The sequence below is a fragment of the Kitasatospora sp. NPDC029367 genome, assembly GCF_055569135.1.
The window spans coordinates 37145-54891 of sequence record NZ_JBVHYH010000020.1 but is presented as its reverse complement, the minus strand read 5'-3'; the positions used below and the strand labels follow the sequence as shown (position 1 = coordinate 54891).

Sequence of the window (17747 nt, the reverse complement as noted above, 5' to 3'; positions counted from 1 at the left end):
CGGGCGGCGGGCCGGGGGGAGGGGATCACAGGGTCAGCACCTCGGTGTCGGCGTCGTCGTCGAAGCCGTCGTCGGCCAGGACGGACAGGGCGGTCAGCTGGCGGCACACCAGGTCGGTGATCTCGCCGCCGGTGCTGGAGAAGAGGACCTCGGTCGGCACGTAGGCGCCGAAGTCGGCCTGCAGCCGGTTGCGCAGCTGGATGATGGTGAGCGAGTCGTAGCCCAGCTTGTTCATCCGGCGGTCGGCGAACTCCGGTCGCAGCTCCTCCCGTTCGGCCTCGGTCAGGCCGAGCGTCCGGGCGGTGCGGGCCAGCAGCTCGGTCAGCACGGTCTCCCGGGTCCTGGCCGGGTCGGTCGCCGCCAGCAGGGCCAGTTCGCGGATCCGGTCCGGGTCCGACGCGTCATGCTCGACGCCGCCGCCCGCGCCCGCCGGCCGCAGGTCGGCCAGCAGGGTGTACGAGGAGCGGCCGGGGCCGGTGGCGAAGCGCGCCCAGTCCACCGCGACCACCGTGGTGTGCGCCGCGCCACCCAGGGTGCCGAGCAGGGTCAGTGCCTGGTCGGCGGGCAGCGGGGCGATGCCGGTGGCGGCGAAACGGGCCAGGATCTCCGGGGTGGCCGCCATGCCGAACTCCTCCCACGGGCCCCAGTTGACGCCCAGGGCGGGCAGTCCGTGGTGGCGCCGGTGCTCGGCCAGCGCGTCCAGGAAGGCGTTGCCCGCGACGTAGCCGGCCTGGCCGGGGGCGCCGAAGACCGAGGCGATCGAGGAGTAGAGGACGAAGAAGTCCAGGTCCAGACCGGCGGTGGCCCGGTGCAGCAGCCAGCCGCCGCGGACCTTCGGGTCCATGATCCGGCGCAGTTCGGCGGCGTCCTGGTGCTCCAGCACGACCTCGGACTGCACACCGGCGGCGTGCACCACGCCGCGGAGCGGGGGCAGCCGGTCGCCGGTGGAGGCGACCAGGGCGGCCACCGCCGACGGGTCGGTGACGTCGGCGGCCACCATCTCGACCCGGACGCCCGCCGCGCGCAGCCGCGCCACCTCGGCAGGCTCCGTCGCGGGCACCCGGCGGCCCGTCAGCAGCAGGCAGCGGGCGCCCCGGTCGGCCAGCAGGGCCGCGGTGGCCAGGCCGAGCGCGCCCAGGCCGCCGGTGATCAGGTAGCTGCCGTCGGGGCGGACCGGCAGCGGATCGGCCGGGGCCGGGGCCTGCTCGCGCAGGCGGGCCTCGTACCACTGTCCGTCGCGGACGGCGAGGTGCCCGGAGCCGGGCAACCGCGCGGCCAGCCGCAGCAGTTCGGCCGGTTCGGGGGTGGGGGCGGCCGGATCCAGGTCCAGCTGCACGCAGCGGATGTCGGGGTACTCGGCCAGGACGGCGCGCAGCAGACCGGCGGCCGGGGCCTGCCGGACGTCCGGATCGTCGGTGCCCGGGCGCGGGGCGGTGGCGCCGGTGGTGCACAGCACCAGGTCCGGCCGGCCCGCGGCGTGGTCGCGCAGGAAGGCGGCGACCGCGCCGAGCACCGACTCGGCCAGGGCGGTGGCCTGGTCCATCGCGAGGGAAGGCTCTGTCGCTCCGGTCGCTCCGGTCGCTCCGGTCGCTCCGGTCGCTCCGGTCTCGCCGGAGGCTCCGGTCGCGCCGGGGGCCAGCCGGATCAGCAGGCCGCGGGGGACCGTGCTCTCGGTATCCACCGTCAACTGCTCTGTTCGGGAGGGGAGTTCACCGTCCACGGTGTGCACCGTCCAGCTGCCGGACGGCGCGGCGGCCTCGGCGTCGCGCGCCGCGAGGGGCTGCCACCGGACGGTGTACCGGCCGGGCCCGGCCGGTGCGGACGGGAAGGCGCCGCGCGGGACGGCCCGCATCCGCAGGCCCCGGACGGTGGCGAGCGGCGCGCCGTCCTCGGCCAGCAGGTCGAGGTCGAGGGTGCCCTCGGGCGCCCCCTCGGCGCGCTGCCAGCGGGCCAGGCACCAGAGCCGCTCGGGCAGCCGGTCGTACACGGTGAGCGCGGCCAGTCCGGTCGGCACCCACGGGTCGGGCTCCTCCTCGGTGAACGCCCCGACGCTCTGCACGCAGGCGTCCAGCACCACCGGGTGCAGCACGCCGTCCTCCGGCTCGGCCCGGCCGGTCACGTCGACCAGGGCGAGCGCCCGGCGGCCGTCGCGCCAGGCCCGGGTGATCGCGCGGAACGGCGGGCCGTAGTCCAGCCCGACCCGGGTGAAGCGTTCGTACAGTCGGGCCGGGTCCAGCTCGGTCATCCCGTCCCGCAGGCCGTCCGGGTCGACGGGGGCGGGCGCGGGAGCGCTGCCGGGGGCGACGGTCGCCGTCACATGGGAGGTCCAGGCGCCGCCCGGGGCGCCGGACCGGCCGAGGCAGCGGATCCGGCCGTCCTCGCCGATCACGGTCTGCACGGTCACGGCGCCACCGTCGGGTACCGGCAGGAAGCTGGTGAAGGCCGCGTCGGTGACCGTCCAGCCCGCCGGGCCGCCGTCGCGGCCGGCCCGGCCGGCGGCCAGCACCCATTCGAGCATCGCGCTGGCGGGCAGCACCGCGCCCGCGCCGAGCCGGTGCCCGCCCACGTACCAGGGGCGTTCGGTGGTGAGGGTCTGCCCGAACCGGCGCTCGGCCGTGTCGGCGAGCTCGATCTCGGCGCCCAGCAGCGGGTGCCCCTCGGCCGCGCGCGGCCCCGCGGCCACCGGCTCCAGCCAGTGCCGGCGGCGCTGGAACGGGTAGGTGGGCAGGTCGATCCGGCGCGCCCCGGGCCCGTACAGCTCCTCGGGCCAGCGCACCGCCACGCCGTCCGCCTGCAGCCGGGCCAGCGCGGCCAGCAGGGTGCGGACCTCGGGACGGCCGCGGCGCAGCACCGGCACGGCGCCCTCGGTGCGGCCCTGGACGCCGCTCTGCCTGACCAGGCCGGTCAGGGTCGCGCCGGGGCCCAGTTCCAGCCAGTTGGCGACGCCCTGGCCCGCCAGGTGCCGTACGCCGGCCAGGAAGCGGACCGGGCGGCGGAGCTGGTCGGCCCAGTGACCGGGCGAGCGCAGCTGCTCGGGGGTGACGGGCAGGCCGGTGAGGTTGGAGACCAGGGGGATCCGCGCCGGGCGGAACTCGAGACCGGCGGCGGCCCTGCGGAAGTCGTCGAGCACCGGGTCCATCTGGGCGGAGTGGAAGGCGTGGCTGACCCGCAGCCGGGTGGTGGTGCGGCCGCGCGCGGCCCAGGCGGCGGCCACCCGCAGCACCGCCTGCTCCTCGCCGGAGACGACCGTCGCCCCGGGGGAGTTGACGGCGGCGACGGACACGGCGGGCTCGGCGGCCAGGGTCTGCGCCAGCTCCTCCTCGGTGGCCTCCACCTGCACCATGGCCCCGTTCCCGGGGGCGGCCTGCATCAGCCGGGCGCGCGCGCCGACCAGCGCGCAGGCGTCCGGCAGGGACAGCACCCCGGCGGCGTACGCGCCGCTCAGCTCGCCCACCGAGTGGCCGAGCAGGAAGTCCGGCTCGACGCCGAAGGAACGGACCAGCCGGTACAGCGCGGTCTCCAGCGCGAACAGCGCGGGCTGCGCGTAACCCGTCCGCTCCAGCAGGGCGGAGGACTCCTCGGACTCCTCGGCGAACACCACGTCGCGCAGCGGGCGGTCGAGCAGGGGGTCGAGCAGGGAGCACGCCTCGTCGAAGGCGTCCGCGAACACCGGGAAGGCGGCGTGGAGTTCACGGCCCGTGCCGGGCCGCTGGGCGCCCTGGCCGGAGAACAGGAAGGCGGTCCGGCCGGGGCGGGCCACGCCGCGCACCGCCCCGGCCGGGTCCTCGCCGCGGGCCAGCGCGGCCAGGCCGGTCAGCAGGTCCTCGCGGCCCTCGGCGAGCAGCGTCGCGCGGTGCTCGAACAGGGTGCGGCCGGTGGCCAGCGAGCGGCCGAGGTCGCGGGGCTGCGCCGCCGGGTCGGCGGCGAGCCGGCGGTGCAGCCGGTCGGCCTGGGCGCGCAGCGCGCCGGCGTCACGGGCGGCCAGCGTCACCGGGACGGGGTGCGGCGCGGGGGCCTGCTCGGCGGCGGGGGCCTGCTCGGTGGCGGGGGCCTGTTCCAGGATCAGGTGGGCGTTGGTGCCGCTGATGCCGAAGGAGGAGACCGCGCAGCGGCGCGGCCGCTCGGCGGCGGGCCAGGCGGTGGGCTCGGGGACGAGCGCGATCCGGCTGCCCTCCCAGTCGACGTGCGGGGTCGGCCGGTCGGTGTGCAGCGTGGCCGGGACGATCCCGTGCCGCATCGCCAGCACCATCTTGACCATGCCCGCCGCACCGGCCGCCGCCTGGGTGTGGCCGAGGTTGGACTTCAGCGAGCCGACCAGCAGGTCCGCCGCCCTGCCGCGCCGCTCGCCGCCGTACGCGGCGATCAGGGCGCCGGCCTCGATCGGGTCGCCCTGGACGGTGCCGGTGCCGTGCGCCTCGACCACGTCGACCTCGGACGGGGTGAGCCCGGCGGCCTCGAGGGCCTTGCGGATGACCCGGGTCTGGGCGGTGCCGCTGGGCGCGGTGAGGCCGTTGCTGGCGCCGTCCTGGTTGATCGCGGAGCCGCGGATCACGGCCAGCACGGGGTGGCCCTCGCGCTGCGCGGTGGAGAGCCGCTCGAGGGCCAGCATCACGGCGCCCTCGCTCCAGCCGGTGCCGTCGGCGGCGGCGGCGAAGGGCTTGCAGCGGCCGTCGGGGGCCAGACCGCGCTGGCGGGCGAACTCCAGGAACATGCCGGGGTGCGGCATCACCGAGGCGCCGCCGGCCAGCACCAGGTCGCACTCGTCGGCGCGCAGCGACCGGCACGCCTGGTGCACGGCGACCAGGGAGGAGGAGCAGGCGGTGTCGAAGGTGACGGCGGGGCCGGTCAGGCCGAGGGTGTACGCGATCCGGCCGGAGGCGACGGCGTCGGAGGTGCCGGTGAGCAGGTAGCCGGCCGAGTCCCCGGTGGACTCGGCCAGGGTGCCGCCGTAGCCGTTGTGGCTGAGCCCGACGAAGACGCCGGTGGCGCTGCCGCGCAGCGAGGCCGGGTCGACGCCCGCCCGCTCGACGGCCTCCCAGGCCGTCTCCAGCAGCAGCCGCTGCTGCGGGTCGGCGGCGGCCGCCTCGCGCGGGGAGATGCCGAAGAAGGAGGCGTCGAACTCGGCGGCGCCGTGCAGGAATCCGCCGCTGCGGGTGTACGTCGAGCCGGGGCGGCCGGGTTCGGGGTGGTAGAGGCCCTCGACGTCCCAGCCGCGGTCGGCGGGGAAGTCGGTGACGGCGTCGCGGCCGTCGACCAGGAGCTGCCAGAGGTCCTCGGGGGTGTCGACGCCCCCGGGGAGGCGGCAGCCGATCCCGACCACGGCGATCGGTTCGGTGGCCCGCTCCTCGGTCTCGCGCAGCCGGGCTTCCGTCGCGTAGAGATCGAGGGTGACCTTCTTCAGGTACGTGCTGAGCCGGTCCGCGTTCGTCACTGTTGGCCTCTGTTGTCGATGAGATCGAGAATCTCTTCGGTGGTGGCGGAGAGGATGGCCTGGGCCAGGCCGTCGTTCGTCGCCTCGGGCGGGTCGATCTGCCGGAGCAGGGCGCGCAGACGGGCCGCCGCGGCGCCGCGGGTGGCCCCGTCGGTCTCGGCGGCGAGGTCGGGGCCCAAGGCGTCGATCCGGTCGAGCAGGGTCGGGGCGGCCTCGGCCGGGTCGGCGAGCAGGGTGTCCAGGTGCTCGGCGAGGGCCTCCGGGGTGGGGTGGTCGTAGACGAGCACGGTCGGCAGGTCGAGGTCGAGGTCGACGCCGAGCAGTTCGAGCAGCTCCTCGAGGCCGAGCGAGTCGAAGCCGAGGTCGCGGAAGGGCACGCCGGTGGGCAGGTCGGCGGCCGCGCGGCCGAGGACGGTGGCGGCGTGGGCGGTCACCAGCTCCCGGACCCGGCGCGGGCCTTCGGGGGCGGCCGTCGGCGCGGGCTCCTCGGCGGCGGGCGCCGGGCCCGGTCGGGCGGGCGGGGCCTCGCCGAGCCAGTGCCGCTCGCGCTGGAATGCGTACGTCGGCAGGTCGATCCGGCGGGCGGGCGCGCTGCCCAGGACGGCGGCCCAGTCGACCGGGGCTCCGTGGAGGTGCGCCTCGGCGAGCGCGGTGCGGAAGCCGGCCGGGTCGGCGGGGCCGGGGCGCAGCGCGCTGCCGGTGAAGGCCCGTCGACCGGTGCCGGTGGCGGCCCGCTCGAGCGGGCCGAGCTCCAGCAGGACGGTGTGACCGTCGGCCAGCAGGGTGTCGACGGCCTTGTCGAGGGGGCCCCGGCTCGGTACGCCGTGCCGCCAGTACGCGGCGGTGGGCCGGGCGTCGGGCCCGGCGCCCGGCACCGGTTGAGGGCGGGCGGCCAGCCGGGCGGCCTCGTCGAGGGTGAGCGCCCCGGCGGCGTGGGCGGCGGCGGGTTCGCCGTCGCCGGTGCCGAGGACCGCGTCGGGGTGGACGCCGGCCCGGAGCCAGAGCTCCGCGAGGGCGGTGGTGAGCGCGAACAGCGTCGACCGGGCGACGTCCTCCCGGGCGAGCAGGGCCGGGTCGGCGGAGCTGCCGGCCCGCAGCAGGTCCATCAGCGACCAGTCGGTGTGCGGGGCGAGCGCGTCCGCGCAGTCGGCCAGCCGGTCGGTGAACACCGGTTCGGTGGCGATCAGGTGGTCCAGGACGGGCTCCGCGAAGAGGTCGCGCCACCCGACGCCCCGGCCGGGGAACAGCAGGGCGACCGTGCCGCCGGTCGCGGTGCCGGTGAGCAGCCCGGGCGCCGTACGGCCTTCGGCGAGCGCGGCGAGCGCGGCGTGCCGGGTGGCCCGGTCGGCGCCGATGACCGCGGCGCGGTCGGGGAAGGCCGTACGGGTGGTCGCGAGGGCGTGGCCGACGGCGGCGGGGTCGAGTTCGGGCCGGTGCTGGGCGAACTCCAGCAGCCGGCGGGCCTGGCCGCCCAGCGCGGCGGGGCTGCGGCCGGAGAGCAGCCAGACCACGGGCGCCGGGTCCGGGGCGCCGTCGGAACCGTCGGCGTCGACGGAGGCTTCGGCGTCGAGCAGGGCTTCGGGCGCGGCCAGCACCACGTGGCAGTTGGTACCGCCGACCCCGAACGAGCTGACCCCGGCCAGGAGTCGGCGCCGCGGATCCGGCCAGGGCCGGGTCTCGCGGACCACGGCGAGGTTGAGCGCCTCGGTCGGGATGTCCGGGTTGGGCCGCTCGTGGTTGAGGCTGGCGGGCAGCAGCCGGTGCTCGAGGCTGAGGGCGGTCTTCAGCAGGCCGACGATCCCGGCGGCGCCCTCCAGGTGACCGACGTTGGTCTTGGCCGAGCCGACCAGCAACGGGTCGCCGGCGGGGCGGACGGCGCCGACGGCCTCGCCGAGGGCGGCGGCCTCGATCGGGTCGCCGACCCGGGTGCCGGTGCCGTGCAGTTCGACGTACTGGAGGTCGGCGGGGGAGACGCGGGCCTGGCGGCAGGCCGCCCGCACGGCCTCGCGCTGGGCGGCGGCGGACGGTACGGTCAGGCCCTCGGAGGCGCCGTCGTTGTTGACGGCGCTGCCGAGGATCACGCACCGGATCCGGTCGCCGTCGGCGAGGGCGTCGTCCAGCGGTTTCAGGACGACCAGGCCGCCGCCCTCGCCCCGGACGTACCCGTTGGCGCGGTCGTCGAAGGTGTGGCAGCGGCCGTCGGGGGAGAGGCCGCCGAACCGGCGGACCCGGAGGGTGGAGTCCGCGAGCAGGTTGAGGTTGACACCGCCGGCCAGGGCGATTGCGGACTCGCCGCGGCGAAGGCTCTCGCAGGCCAGGTGGACGGCGACCAGCGAGGAGGACTGCCCGCTGTCCACGACCAGGCTGGGGCCGCGCAGGCCGAGCACGTACGAGAGCCGGTTGGCGATGATGCCGCGCTGGGTGCCGGTGAGGGTGTGGCGATCGATCCCGGCCGCGCCCAGACGGTCGGTCAGGGCGGCGTAGTCGTCGAGGATCGCGCCGACGAACACGCCGGTGGGGGTGCCCGCCAGGGCGGCGGGGAGCAGCCCGGCGTGCTCGAGGGCCTCCCAGCCGAGCTCCAGCAGCAGCCGCTGCTGCGGGTCGGTGGCGGCCGCCTCCCGGGGGGAGATGGTGAAGAAGTCGGCGTCGAACAGGTCGATTCCGTCGAGGAAGCCTCCGAACCGGATGTCCTCGGCCAACGGCTCGTCGCGCCGCCAGCGGTCTGCGGGGGCTTCGGACACCGCTGACCGCGCGTTTATCAGCGCATTCCAGAAGGAATCCGGATCAGGCGCACCGGGAAGTCGACAGGAGAAACCGATGACAGCTATCGGCCGTGCCGCCGACGACAATTCGGGTGCAATTCGCCGCATAACCCCGTGCTCCCCCGATGAGTTCTTTGCCACCGCGTTTCTTCCGGTCCGTCGGCGGGGCGGTTGAAATTCTGCACGATCCGTTGAACGCATTGCATCTCCGATATTGCTCAGCCGTCCCGCTCGGTGGAGCAGGCGACCAGCTCCGGCAGCTCATCGTCGGCCGGGACCGGCTCGCGGTCGAGCCGGTCGCGGGCGGTGGCCCGGTCGGTCCGCTGGCCGCGGGCGCACTCGGCGGCGTACAGGCCGATCAGGTTGTGGAACCGGTAGCGGTCCCGGCCGACCTCCTCGAGGAGGTGGTGGTCGGCGAGGGCGGCCAGGCGGCGCGCGGCGGACTCCCGGTCGGTGCCGGTCAGGGCGGCGGTGAGCTCGACGGTGATCAGCTCGTTGCCGTGCTGCCCGAGGGCGCTGAAGGTCCGCGCGACCTCCGCGGTCAGTGAGCGGACGGAGGCGGCGAAGGCACTGCGCAGGCTCGCGGCGACGTCGTCCTCGATGGCCAGGCGGTCGAGCCGGGCGGTGTCGTCGGCGGCGTCGTCGACCAGTTCGGCCAGGGTGACGGCGGGTTTGGCGACCAGCCCGACGGCGGCGATCCGCAGGGCCAGCGGCAGGTTGCCGCAGATCCGGGCGAGGCTGTAGGCGGCCGCCTGCTGGTCGGCCACCCTGTCCTCGCCGAGCAGCCGGGTCAGCAGTTCGACGGACTCGGTGGGGGCCAGCGGGGCCAGTTCGAGGCGGTAGGCGCCGTCGCGGGCGGCCAGGCCGAACTGCCGCCGCCGGCTGGTGACCAGGACGCAGGCGGGGCCGCGCGGGACCAGGGGGCGGACCTGTTCGGCGTTCAGCGCGTCGTCGACGACGATCAGCACCTTGCGCCCGTGCAGCAGGCTGCGGAACAGGGTGGTCCGGCCGGGCAGGCCCCGGGGTAACTGGTCCTGCTCCACGCCGAGGCTGCGCAGCAGCAGGGCGAGGGCGCCGTGGGCGTCGACCGGCTCCTCGCCGGGGCGGGAGCCGCGCAGGTCGACGTAGAGCTGGCCCTCGGGGTAGTGGTCGGCGAGCTGGCGGGCCAGCCGCAGTGCGACGGCGGTCTTGCCGACGCCGGGCGGGCCCTCGACCACGGCGGTCACGGCGTGCTGCTCGGAGCGGCCGTGCTCGCGCAGGACGACGTTCCGCAGCCGGGCCAGCTCCTCCGTACGGCCGGTGAAGTCGCGGGTGCCGGGCGGGAGTTGGGCGGGCTTGACCAGCGGCGGGGCGATCGGCCGGACGGTCGGGGCGAGCGCTCGGGGGCCGGGGGCGGGCAGGTCCAGGTCGGCGTGGTCGCCGAGGATCTGCTGGTGGAGGCGGCGCAGTTCGGCGCCGGGGTCGATGCCGAGCTCCTCCTGGAGCAGCTGCCGGGTCTGCCGGTAGACGGTGAGCGCGTGGGCGCGTCGGCCGGCGCGGTGCAGGGCGAGCATCAGCAGCCAGCGCAGCCGTTCGCGCAGCGGCTCCTTGGCGACGAGGTCGGTGAGCACGGTGGTGGTCTCCGCGTGCCGGCCGGTCTCCAGGGTGGCCTCGGCCCACTCCTCGACGGCGGTGAGCCGCAGCTCGTGCAGCCGGGCCTGCTCCAGGGCGGCGAACGGGCCGGGGACGTTGGCGTACGCGTCGCCGTGCCAGAGCGCCAGCGCGCTCTCGTAGGCCGCGATCGCGCCGTCCCGGTCGCCGGCCGCGAGCAGTCGGCGGGCCCGGGTGTGCTCCGTGGTGAAGCGGTCCACGTCGACCGCGTCGGGGTCGAGCCGCAGCGCGTAGCCGCCGCCGGCCGATACCAGGAGTCCGCCGGACTCGCGTGGTCCACGGTTCGGTTCGAGCGCGCGGCGCAGTCCGCCCACGTACGTGTGGACGCCGTTGACGGCGGTCGGGGGGACGTCGGTGCCCCAGACCGCGTCGATGATCTGGTCGATACCGGCCACCTGGTTCGGTCGGCTCGCCAGCAATCCGAGGACGGCCCGCTGCTTCGGCGGCCCGAGGACGACCTCGCGGTCCGCGTACCACATTCTCATCGGGCCCAAGAGCTCTAGGTGCATTCTTCCCCCGGATCTTCGGTCGCCGAAATGTTCGGAGCCTTCACTATGCTGTTCCGGTTGAATTCCCGTCACCGCCGAGATTGCTCACTGCCGTGGAGTTCGGAGTCACCGGCTCCAGTTGTGTGCAAACTCAGGGTCCGGTGAAGGCCCGGTTTGCCGCACGGTGTGCGGCGGTGGTGTCGGTGGTGTCGGTCGGTGACGTCCACGATCGGGACGTCCGCGACCGGGCGGTCGCGCTCGCCGGGACGGTCCTTGACGGCGGCTCCGCCCTCTGTTTCCCTGTCTCGAACTGATCCTGGCCGCAAGGCCGTTGGTCGACGGGGGATTCCGATGAGAGTGGAGATCGAACGGGTTGTCAGTGGAATAAGAGAGGGGTACGCCGAGGGGTTGACCCTGGCGGAACTCGGGGAGATGGCGCGGCTGAGCCCGTTCCACATGGCGCGGCTGTTCCGGCAGGAGACCGGTCTGCCGCCGGCGTCGTTCCTGACCACGGTGCGTCTGGAGGAGGCGCGGCGACGGCTGCTGCGCAGCTCCGACAGCGTCGCCGACATCGCCGTCCGGTGCGGCTACACCAGCGTGGGGGCGTTCACCACCCGGTTCACCAAGGAGGTGGGCGTACCGCCGGGCCGGTTCCGACGGCTGTCCAGGCTGGGCGCGGAGGCGGTGGAGTTCGTCGCCGGCGGCGTGGAGTCGGCCTGCGCGTACGGGTCGGTCCGGGGCCAGGTGGAGCGGTCCGACGGGCTGGTCGACGAGCCGGTGTTCGTGGCGGCGTTCGCCGCGCCGCCCGGCGGGCAGCTCAAGCTCGGACGCGCCGCCCGGCCGGCCCGCTGCCACCGGATCGCGCAGGCCGGGGCGTGGCGGATCCCGCACGTCCCCGAGGGCACCTGGGTGATCCAGTCCGTGTCCCGCGCGGGCGGGACCGGCCGGGACGCGGTGGTGGTCGCCACCGCCGGGCCGCTGCGGGTGGTGGCGGGCGAGGGCGTCGTGGTCCGGCTGCGGCTGGCGCCGCCGGACGGCGACCACCCGGACAACGACGTCCGGGCGGTGCTGGGCTACGCCCTGCCGGACCTCTTCGTGTCCAGCTGATCCACGGTTGAGCAACCCGGGAGGCGACAGCCTCCCGGGGGCTCGCACAGACTCCCGATGATGCCGCGAACCAGCGTGGCGTCTCTGCGAGTTGGGAGTGCTGATGGGTGTGATCGGCGGCCACGCGGTGGTGATCGGCGGATCGATGGGCGGCATGACGGCCGCTCGGGTGCTCGCCGACAGATACGGGCGGGTGACCGTGCTCGACCGGGACGCCCTTCCGGACGGCCCGGCCGACCGGAAGGGCGTCCCGCAGAGCGGCCACTCCCACGCCCTGCTGATCAGCGGGAAGATGATGCTGGAGCAGCTGTTCCCCGGCCTGTCCGCCGAGTTGGTCGCGGGCGGCGCGGTGCACTTCGACCCCGGGAACGACCTGCTGTTCCACCAGATGGGCGCGCTGCGCACCCGGTTCAACAGCGGCAAGCTCGGGATCAGCCTCACCCGGGCCTACCTGGAGTACGTGGTGCGGGGCCGGGTGCGCGGGATCGGCAACGTCGACATCCGGGAGCGGACCACGGTGAGCCGGGTGATCGGCGGACCGGGCCGGGTGACCGGGGTGGAGACCGACACCGGTGAGGTGCTGCGGGCGGACCTGGTGGTGGACGCCACCGGCCGCAGCGCGGGCCGGTCCGACAAGTGGCTGGCGGACCTGGGCTGCGACAGCCCGGAGACCGTCACGGTCAAGATCGACGTCGGCTACACCACCAAGCTGCTGCACCGGAAGGCCGGTGAGCGGATGCTGGACGGCGGCCTGCTGTACCTGATGTCGGCCGTCCCGCCGCAGGACAAGCGGGCCGCGGCGGTGTTCGCGGTCGAGGGCGACCGCTGGGTGGTCACCCTGGGTGGCTGGCACCGCTCGCACAGCCCGGTCGACCCGGCCGGTTTCCGGGCGTACGCCGAGAACCTGCCCAGCCCGCACGTCGCCGAACTGCTCGGGCGGTGCGAGCCGACGGAGCCGGGCGACGCCCGCAAGTTCACCTACCCGCAGGCCCGGCGGCGGTACTTCGAGAAGGTGCGCCGGCACCCGGCCGGGTATGTGGCGCTGGGCGACGCGATCTGCAGCTTCAACCCGCTGTACGGGCAGGGCATGACGGCCGGCGCGATGGAGGCGGCGGCCCTGGGCCGGACGCTGGACCGGTTCGGGTCGGCCTCGCCGGAGATGGCGCGGGCGTACTACCGGGCCGCGTCGAAGATCATCGCGACGCCCTGGCAGATGGCCACCGGCGGGGACTTCATGTACCCGGAGACGGAGGGCCCGAAGCCGCTGGGCGCGGACCTGCTGAACCGCTACGTGAAGCGGGTGATGCTGGCCTCCCACGTCTCGGCCGACGTGCACCGGGTGATGCTGGACATGCAGCACCTGCTGGTCTCGCCGACCGCCGTGATGCGGCCCGCCACGGTGGTCCGTTCGCTGCTGGCGGCCGGCCGCTCGCCCGCCGCCTGACCCGCCGGGAACGACCGAGCGCCCGCCGCCCCGGGGAAGGGCGGCGGGCGCTCGGTCGTGCGACGTCGGCCGGGATCAGACGGCGGCCATGCCGGCCGCGCCGCTGAGCGCGGCGAGGTCGCTGCGGCGGACCTTGATCACGAAGATCGAGGTCAGCAGCGCCAGGCCGATCAGCGCGGTGCCGGCCCAGTAGGCGGTGGCCACCCCGTGGGTGAGCACCGCGTGGCCCCACTCGCCGGGCAGCATGTGGGACTTGGCGAAGTCGGCCTGCTGCTCCGGGGTGGCGGAGGCCATGAAGGACGGGATCTGCGTCTTGGCCTCGTCGCGGCTGGCCGTGCCGAACACGGTGACCAGGATGGACAGGCCGAGCGCGCCGCCGACCTGCTGGGTGGCGTTGAGCAGGCCCGAGGCGGCGCCGGCCTGGTCGGCGGAGATGCCGGAGACGGCGGTCAGGGTCAGTGTGACGAAGGTCAGGCCGAGGCCCAGGCCGAAGAGGATCATCGGGCCGAGCACCCCGGTGGTGTAGCTGCTGTCCGGCTCGATCTGGGTGAACCAGAGCAGCGACGCGGTGGTGAGCACGGTGCCGGCGACCAGGAACGGCTTGGGACCGACCCTGGGGAGCAGCGGCTGGCTGACCCCGGCCGCGATCAGGATCGCCACGGTGATCGGCAGGAAGCTGACGCCGGACTTGATCGCGCTGTAGCCCAGCACGTTCTGGACGTACAGCACCAGGAAGAAGAACAGGCCGAGCAGGGCGGCGCCGAGCCCGAGCATGATCACGTAGCTGCCGGAGCGGTTGCGGTCGGCGAAGAGCTTCAGCGGGGTGATCGGCTGCGGGACGCGCCGCTCGACCAGGACGAACGCGATCAGCAGGACGGCGGCGGCGCCGAAGGAGGCCATCGTCCAGCCGTCCCGCCACCCCTCCTCGGAGGCGCGGATGAAGCCGTAGACCAGGGAGGCCATGCCGAGGGTGGAGGTGAAGGCGCCGGGGAGGTCGAAGCGGCCGGGCCGGCGCTCGGCCTCGGCGATGGCCACCGGGGTGAGCAGGGCGATCGCCAGGCCGATCGGCAGGTTGATGAAGAACACCCAGCGCCAGTCGAGCCACTGGGTGAGCATGCCGCCGGCCAGCAGGCCGACCGCACCGGCGCCGCCGGAGACCGCCGCGTAGATGCCGAGGGCCTTGGTGCGCTGCGGCCCCTCGGTGAAGGTGGTGGTGATCAGCGCCAGCGAGGTCGGCGAGGCGATCGCGCCGCCGACGCCCTGCAGGGCGCGGGCCGCGAGCAGCTGCCAGGGCTCCTGGGCCAGTCCTGCCAAGAGGGAGGCGAAGGTGAACAGCAGGATGCCCGCGGTGAAGACCCGGCGGCGGCCGAGGATGTCGCCGACCCGGCCGCCGAGCAGCAGCAGGCCGCCGAAGGTCAGCGTGTAGGCGTTGACCACCCAGGACAGGTCCGAGGTGGAGAAGTCCAGGGCGCGCTGGATGTGCGGGTTGGCGATGTTCACGATCGTGGAGTCGAGGACCACCATCAGCTGGCAGCCCGCGATGACGGTGAGGGCGAGGCCGGGTCGGCTCGTCCGGGAGGTCAACGCGGGCACCTCCTCGGCCTCGAACTGATCAATCGTCACAGTCCTTCTCCTCCTGGAGAGATGAGCGAATCGGGCGGCGGGCCAGGTTTTCGTAGCGCGAAACTAGAGTTCAACTCTAACTATGCCGAGCGGAACCGTCCCAGGCAACTCGCCAATTGCGCAACCCGGGAGATGACGCCCTGTCACCCGCGCCGCGAGACTCGGCAGACGCGGGCCGCTCCACCGGGGTGGCCGTGACACGTGAGGAGACAGTGATGTCGGAGCAGACCAGGGCCGTCGTGGAGCGGCTGTACGAGGCCCTGTCCAAGGCGGACATCCCGACCCTGATGGAGATCTTCGACCCCGAGGTGGACATCACCACCCCGGCCGCACTGCCCTGGTCCACCGGCCACTACACCGGCACCGCCGGAACCGCGCAGTACTTCGCCGGGGCGCTGGAGTACCTGGAGGAGACCGCCTTCGAGGTGACGGAGCTGCGGGTCAGCGGCGACTGGGCGGCCGCGATCGGCAACTGGACCGGCCGCTTCCGTCAGGGCGGCGGCGAGTTCGACGTGCGCTTCGTGCACTTCTGGGAGCTGCGCGAGGGCCGGGTGGTGCGCACCGAGGGCATCTCCGACACGGCCGGCATCGTCGCCGCCCACGCCGTCGGGGCCTGATCTTCAGACGGCGTCCAGAGGCTCTTCAGGTGCCCCGATCAAGACTGTCCGTACCGCACCGACTGAACGCAGGAAAGGACTTGGCATGCCGTCCACACTGTTCGGGGTACCTGAGGAGTTCGACGTCATCGTGATCGGCGGGGGCCCCGCCGGCTCCACCACCGCCGGGCTCCTGGCCAAGCGCGGCCACCGCGTCCTGGTGCTCGACAAGGAGCGGTTCCCGCGCTACCACGTGGGCGAGTCGCTCATCCCCGCCTTCATGCGCCCCATGGAGGAACTGGGCCTCACCGAGCGGATGGACGCCCGGGGCTTCGAGCGCAAGTACGGCGGCACCCTCGTCTGGGGCAACCAGCAGATCCCGTGGCACTTCTCGTTCGTCGAGGGCGGGGCGCAGCCGTACGCGTACCACACCCGCCGCGCCGACATGGACTCGATGATCCTGGACCGGGCCCGCGAGCTCGGCGCGTTCATCATCGAGGACGCGACCGTGAAGGAGCCGATCGAGGAGGACGGCCGCGTCGTCGGCGTCCGCTTCAACCTCCGCGGCGCCGACCAGCAGTACGAGGCCCGCGCCAAGCTCGTCGTCGACGCCTCCGGCCAGTCCCGGCTGCTCAGCCGCCGCTACGCGGACGTGACCTGGCACGAGGAGCTCCGCAACGTCGCGGTCTGGACGTACTTCGACAACTGCGAGCGCCTCCAGGGCGACGAGTACACCAACATCCTCATCGAGGGCCTGGACGAGGGCTGGTTCTGGGCGATCCCGCTGGACAAGGGCACCATCAGCGTCGGCTACGTGACCCGCTCCTCCGAGGCCAACAAGGACGGGCAGTCGCTGGAGGACCTGTTCAGGTCCGAGGCCCAGCGCACCACCAAGCTCAAGCGGATGCTGACCAACGCCAACCAGGCGGCCGGCTGGCGCACCGCCCGCGACTGGTCGTACACCAGCCACACCTTCCACGGCGACGGCTGGGTGTGCGTCGGCGACTCCGCGGCCTTCGTCGACCCGCTGTTCTCCACCGGCGTGGCCCTGGCCACCCTGGCCGGCAGCACCCTGTCGAAGATCGCCCACCAGATCCTCGAGCACCCGGAGATCGAGGAGCAGGCGCTCAAGCGCTACGCCACCGCCTACCGCGCCTTCTTCGACGAGATCCGCACCTTCGTCGAGCGCTTCTACGACCGCACCAAGTACAAGGAGTTCTACTACAGCCTCGCCCAGGAGCTGGTCGACCCGGAGAAGGAGCGCACCCCCTCGGCGGACTTCGTCACGCTGATCTCCGGCCTCAGTGGCAAGCACCCGATGCTCAACCTCTCGCTGGACGACCTCATCGGGGGAGCGGAAGCCCCGTGACCAGTCACCAGGTGGAGCTGCTGTTCGTCGACATCGCGCTGATCCTGTTGCTGGCCCGCGGGCTGGGGCGGCTCGCCGTGCGGATCAACCAGCCGCCGGTGGTCGGGGAGATCCTGGCCGGCGTGCTGCTCGGACCGACCCTGTTCCACGGGGCGATGTCCGACGCGTTGTTCCCCGGTGACATCCGGCCGCTGCTCACCGGGATGGCCAACGTCGGCGTGGCGCTGTTCATGTTCGGCATCGGGCTGGAACTGGACGGCGCGGCACTACGCGGGCGGGGCCGAGCCACCGCCGGCACGGTGCTCGGCTCCACCCTGGTGCCGTTCGTGCTCGGGATCGCGCTGGCCCTGTACCTGGCCCGCGACCAGGCCCCGCACAACAAGGCGGCCTTCGTGGTGTTCGTCGGGCTCGCCGTCTCCGTGACGGCGTTCCCGGTGCTCGCCCGGATCCTCGCCGACCGCGGGCTCACCACCACCGCGGTCGGCGGCCTGGCCCTGGCCACCGCGGCCGCCGTCGACGTGATCGCCTGGGTGGCGCTGGCCGCGGTCCAGGCGTCCGTCGGCGGCGGGTCGGACCACTGGCTGGTGGTGCTGATCCTGCCGTTCATGGGCGCGCTGGTGGTCATCGTCCGGCCGCTGCTGCGGCGCCTGCTGATGCCCGGTGGCAAGCCCGGCACGCTCTCCGCCGAGAAGCTGGCCGCCGTGCTGATCGGCGCCCTGCTGTCGGCCGCCGCCACCGAGGCCCTCGGCATGCACTACATCTTCGGCGCGTTCATGTTCGGCGTGGTGATGCCGAAGGCCGGCGCGGACGGCCTGCGGCTGGAGATCCACCGGTGCACCGAGCAGGTCACCGGCCTGCTGCTGCCGGTCTACTTCGTCGTGGCGGGCCTCAAGGTGGACCTCAGCGGGCTGAACTCGGGTCAACTGGTCGACCTGGCCCTGATTCTGGCCGTCGCGGTGGTCGGCAAGTTCGGCGGCACCTACCTGGGGGCGCGCTCGCAGCGGCTGGACCCCCGGCCGGCCGCCGCGCTGGCCGCGCTGATGAACACCCGCGGTCTCACCGAGCTGGTCATCCTCGGCATCGGCCTCCAACTGGGCCTGCTGGACGGCTCGCTGTACTCCCTCATGGTCGTCATGGCGGTGGTCACCACGGCCATGACCGGACCGCTGCTGTCCCGGGTCTTCACCAAGGCGGTGGAGGTCCCCGTAGTCCCCGAGCGCGGCCGCGAGCGGGCCGCCGCGGGCCGGAGCTAACCGCAGATCAGACGGAAGGAACGG

At 74.3% G+C, this 17747-nt stretch carries 8 protein-coding genes and 1 pseudogene; 5 read left to right on the top strand and 4 right to left on the bottom strand.

The features are described from left to right. Nucleotides 1-25: 25 nt before the first annotated feature. The 3 genes and pseudogenes from ACZ4W5_RS13795 to ACZ4W5_RS13785 all read right to left on the bottom strand — a co-directional run. Nucleotides 26-5332: pseudogene (locus ACZ4W5_RS13795) on the bottom strand (type I polyketide synthase); the annotation flags it as partial. 95 nt (nt 5333-5427) lie between these two features. Then, the gene (locus tag ACZ4W5_RS13790) at nt 5428-8301 is read right to left on the bottom strand and encodes a type I polyketide synthase (protein ID WP_465654440.1); all 2874 of its coding nucleotides are present in this window, start codon (nt 8299-8301) and stop codon (nt 5428-5430) included. Nucleotides 8302-8411: 110 nt separating this feature from the next. Beyond that, nucleotides 8412-10328 (bottom strand): AfsR/SARP family transcriptional regulator, encoded by a 1917-nt coding sequence (locus ACZ4W5_RS13785; RefSeq protein ID WP_465654438.1) that lies wholly within the window; start codon nt 10326-10328, stop codon nt 8412-8414. A 411-nt stretch (nt 10329-10739) separates the two neighbouring features. Here ACZ4W5_RS13785 and ACZ4W5_RS13780 point away from each other — a divergent pair, with 411 nt between their 5' ends. Further along, the gene (locus ACZ4W5_RS13780; protein ID WP_465654436.1) at nt 10740-11438 is read left to right on the top strand and encodes a helix-turn-helix domain-containing protein; all 699 of its coding nucleotides are present in this window, start codon (nt 10740-10742) and stop codon (nt 11436-11438) included. Nucleotides 11439-11541: 103 nt separating this feature from the next. After that, nucleotides 11542-12882, top strand: coding sequence for an FAD-dependent oxidoreductase (locus ACZ4W5_RS13775; protein WP_465654434.1), 1341 nt, complete (start codon nt 11542-11544; stop codon nt 12880-12882). A 75-nt stretch (nt 12883-12957) separates the two neighbouring features. Here the strand turns inward: ACZ4W5_RS13775 and ACZ4W5_RS13770 are convergent, their stop codons facing one another. Further along, on the bottom strand, nt 12958-14505 hold the full coding sequence (locus ACZ4W5_RS13770) for an MFS transporter (protein WP_402483980.1): 1548 nt from the start codon (nt 14503-14505) through the stop codon (nt 12958-12960). 215 nt (nt 14506-14720) lie between these two features. Between ACZ4W5_RS13770 and ACZ4W5_RS13765 the strand changes: the two genes are divergently transcribed. The 3 genes from ACZ4W5_RS13765 (at nt 14721) to ACZ4W5_RS13755 (ending at nt 17723) form a co-directional block, all read left to right on the top strand. Then, nucleotides 14721-15122, top strand: a complete 402-nt coding sequence (locus ACZ4W5_RS13765; RefSeq protein ID WP_465654432.1) for a nuclear transport factor 2 family protein — start codon at nt 14721-14723, stop codon at nt 15120-15122. A gap of 85 nt (nt 15123-15207) precedes the next feature. Next, nucleotides 15208-16470 carry an NAD(P)/FAD-dependent oxidoreductase gene (locus ACZ4W5_RS13760; RefSeq protein ID WP_360233777.1) on the top strand — a complete coding sequence of 421 codons (1263 nt, stop codon included), beginning with the start codon at nt 15208-15210 and terminating at the stop codon, nt 16468-16470. After that, nucleotides 16467-17723, top strand: a complete 1257-nt coding sequence (locus tag ACZ4W5_RS13755; protein WP_402483976.1) for a cation:proton antiporter domain-containing protein — start codon at nt 16467-16469, stop codon at nt 17721-17723. Before ACZ4W5_RS13760 ends, ACZ4W5_RS13755 begins: the two co-directional genes overlap by 4 nt. The last annotated feature ends 24 nt before the right edge of the window (nt 17724-17747 follow it).

Coding starts and splice junctions, on each gene's coding strand:
- ACZ4W5_RS13760 (WP_360233777.1), top strand. CDS start 15,208: ATGCCGTCCACACTGTTCGGGGTACCTGAGGAGTTCGACGTCATCGTG.
- ACZ4W5_RS13790 (WP_465654440.1), bottom strand. CDS start 8,301: ATGCGGCGAATTGCACCCGAATTGTCGTCGGCGGCACGGCCGATAGCT.
- ACZ4W5_RS13775 (WP_465654434.1), top strand. CDS start 11,542: ATGGGTGTGATCGGCGGCCACGCGGTGGTGATCGGCGGATCGATGGGC.
- ACZ4W5_RS13765 (WP_465654432.1), top strand. CDS start 14,721: ATGTCGGAGCAGACCAGGGCCGTCGTGGAGCGGCTGTACGAGGCCCTG.
- ACZ4W5_RS13785 (WP_465654438.1), bottom strand. CDS start 10,328: ATGAGAATGTGGTACGCGGACCGCGAGGTCGTCCTCGGGCCGCCGAAG.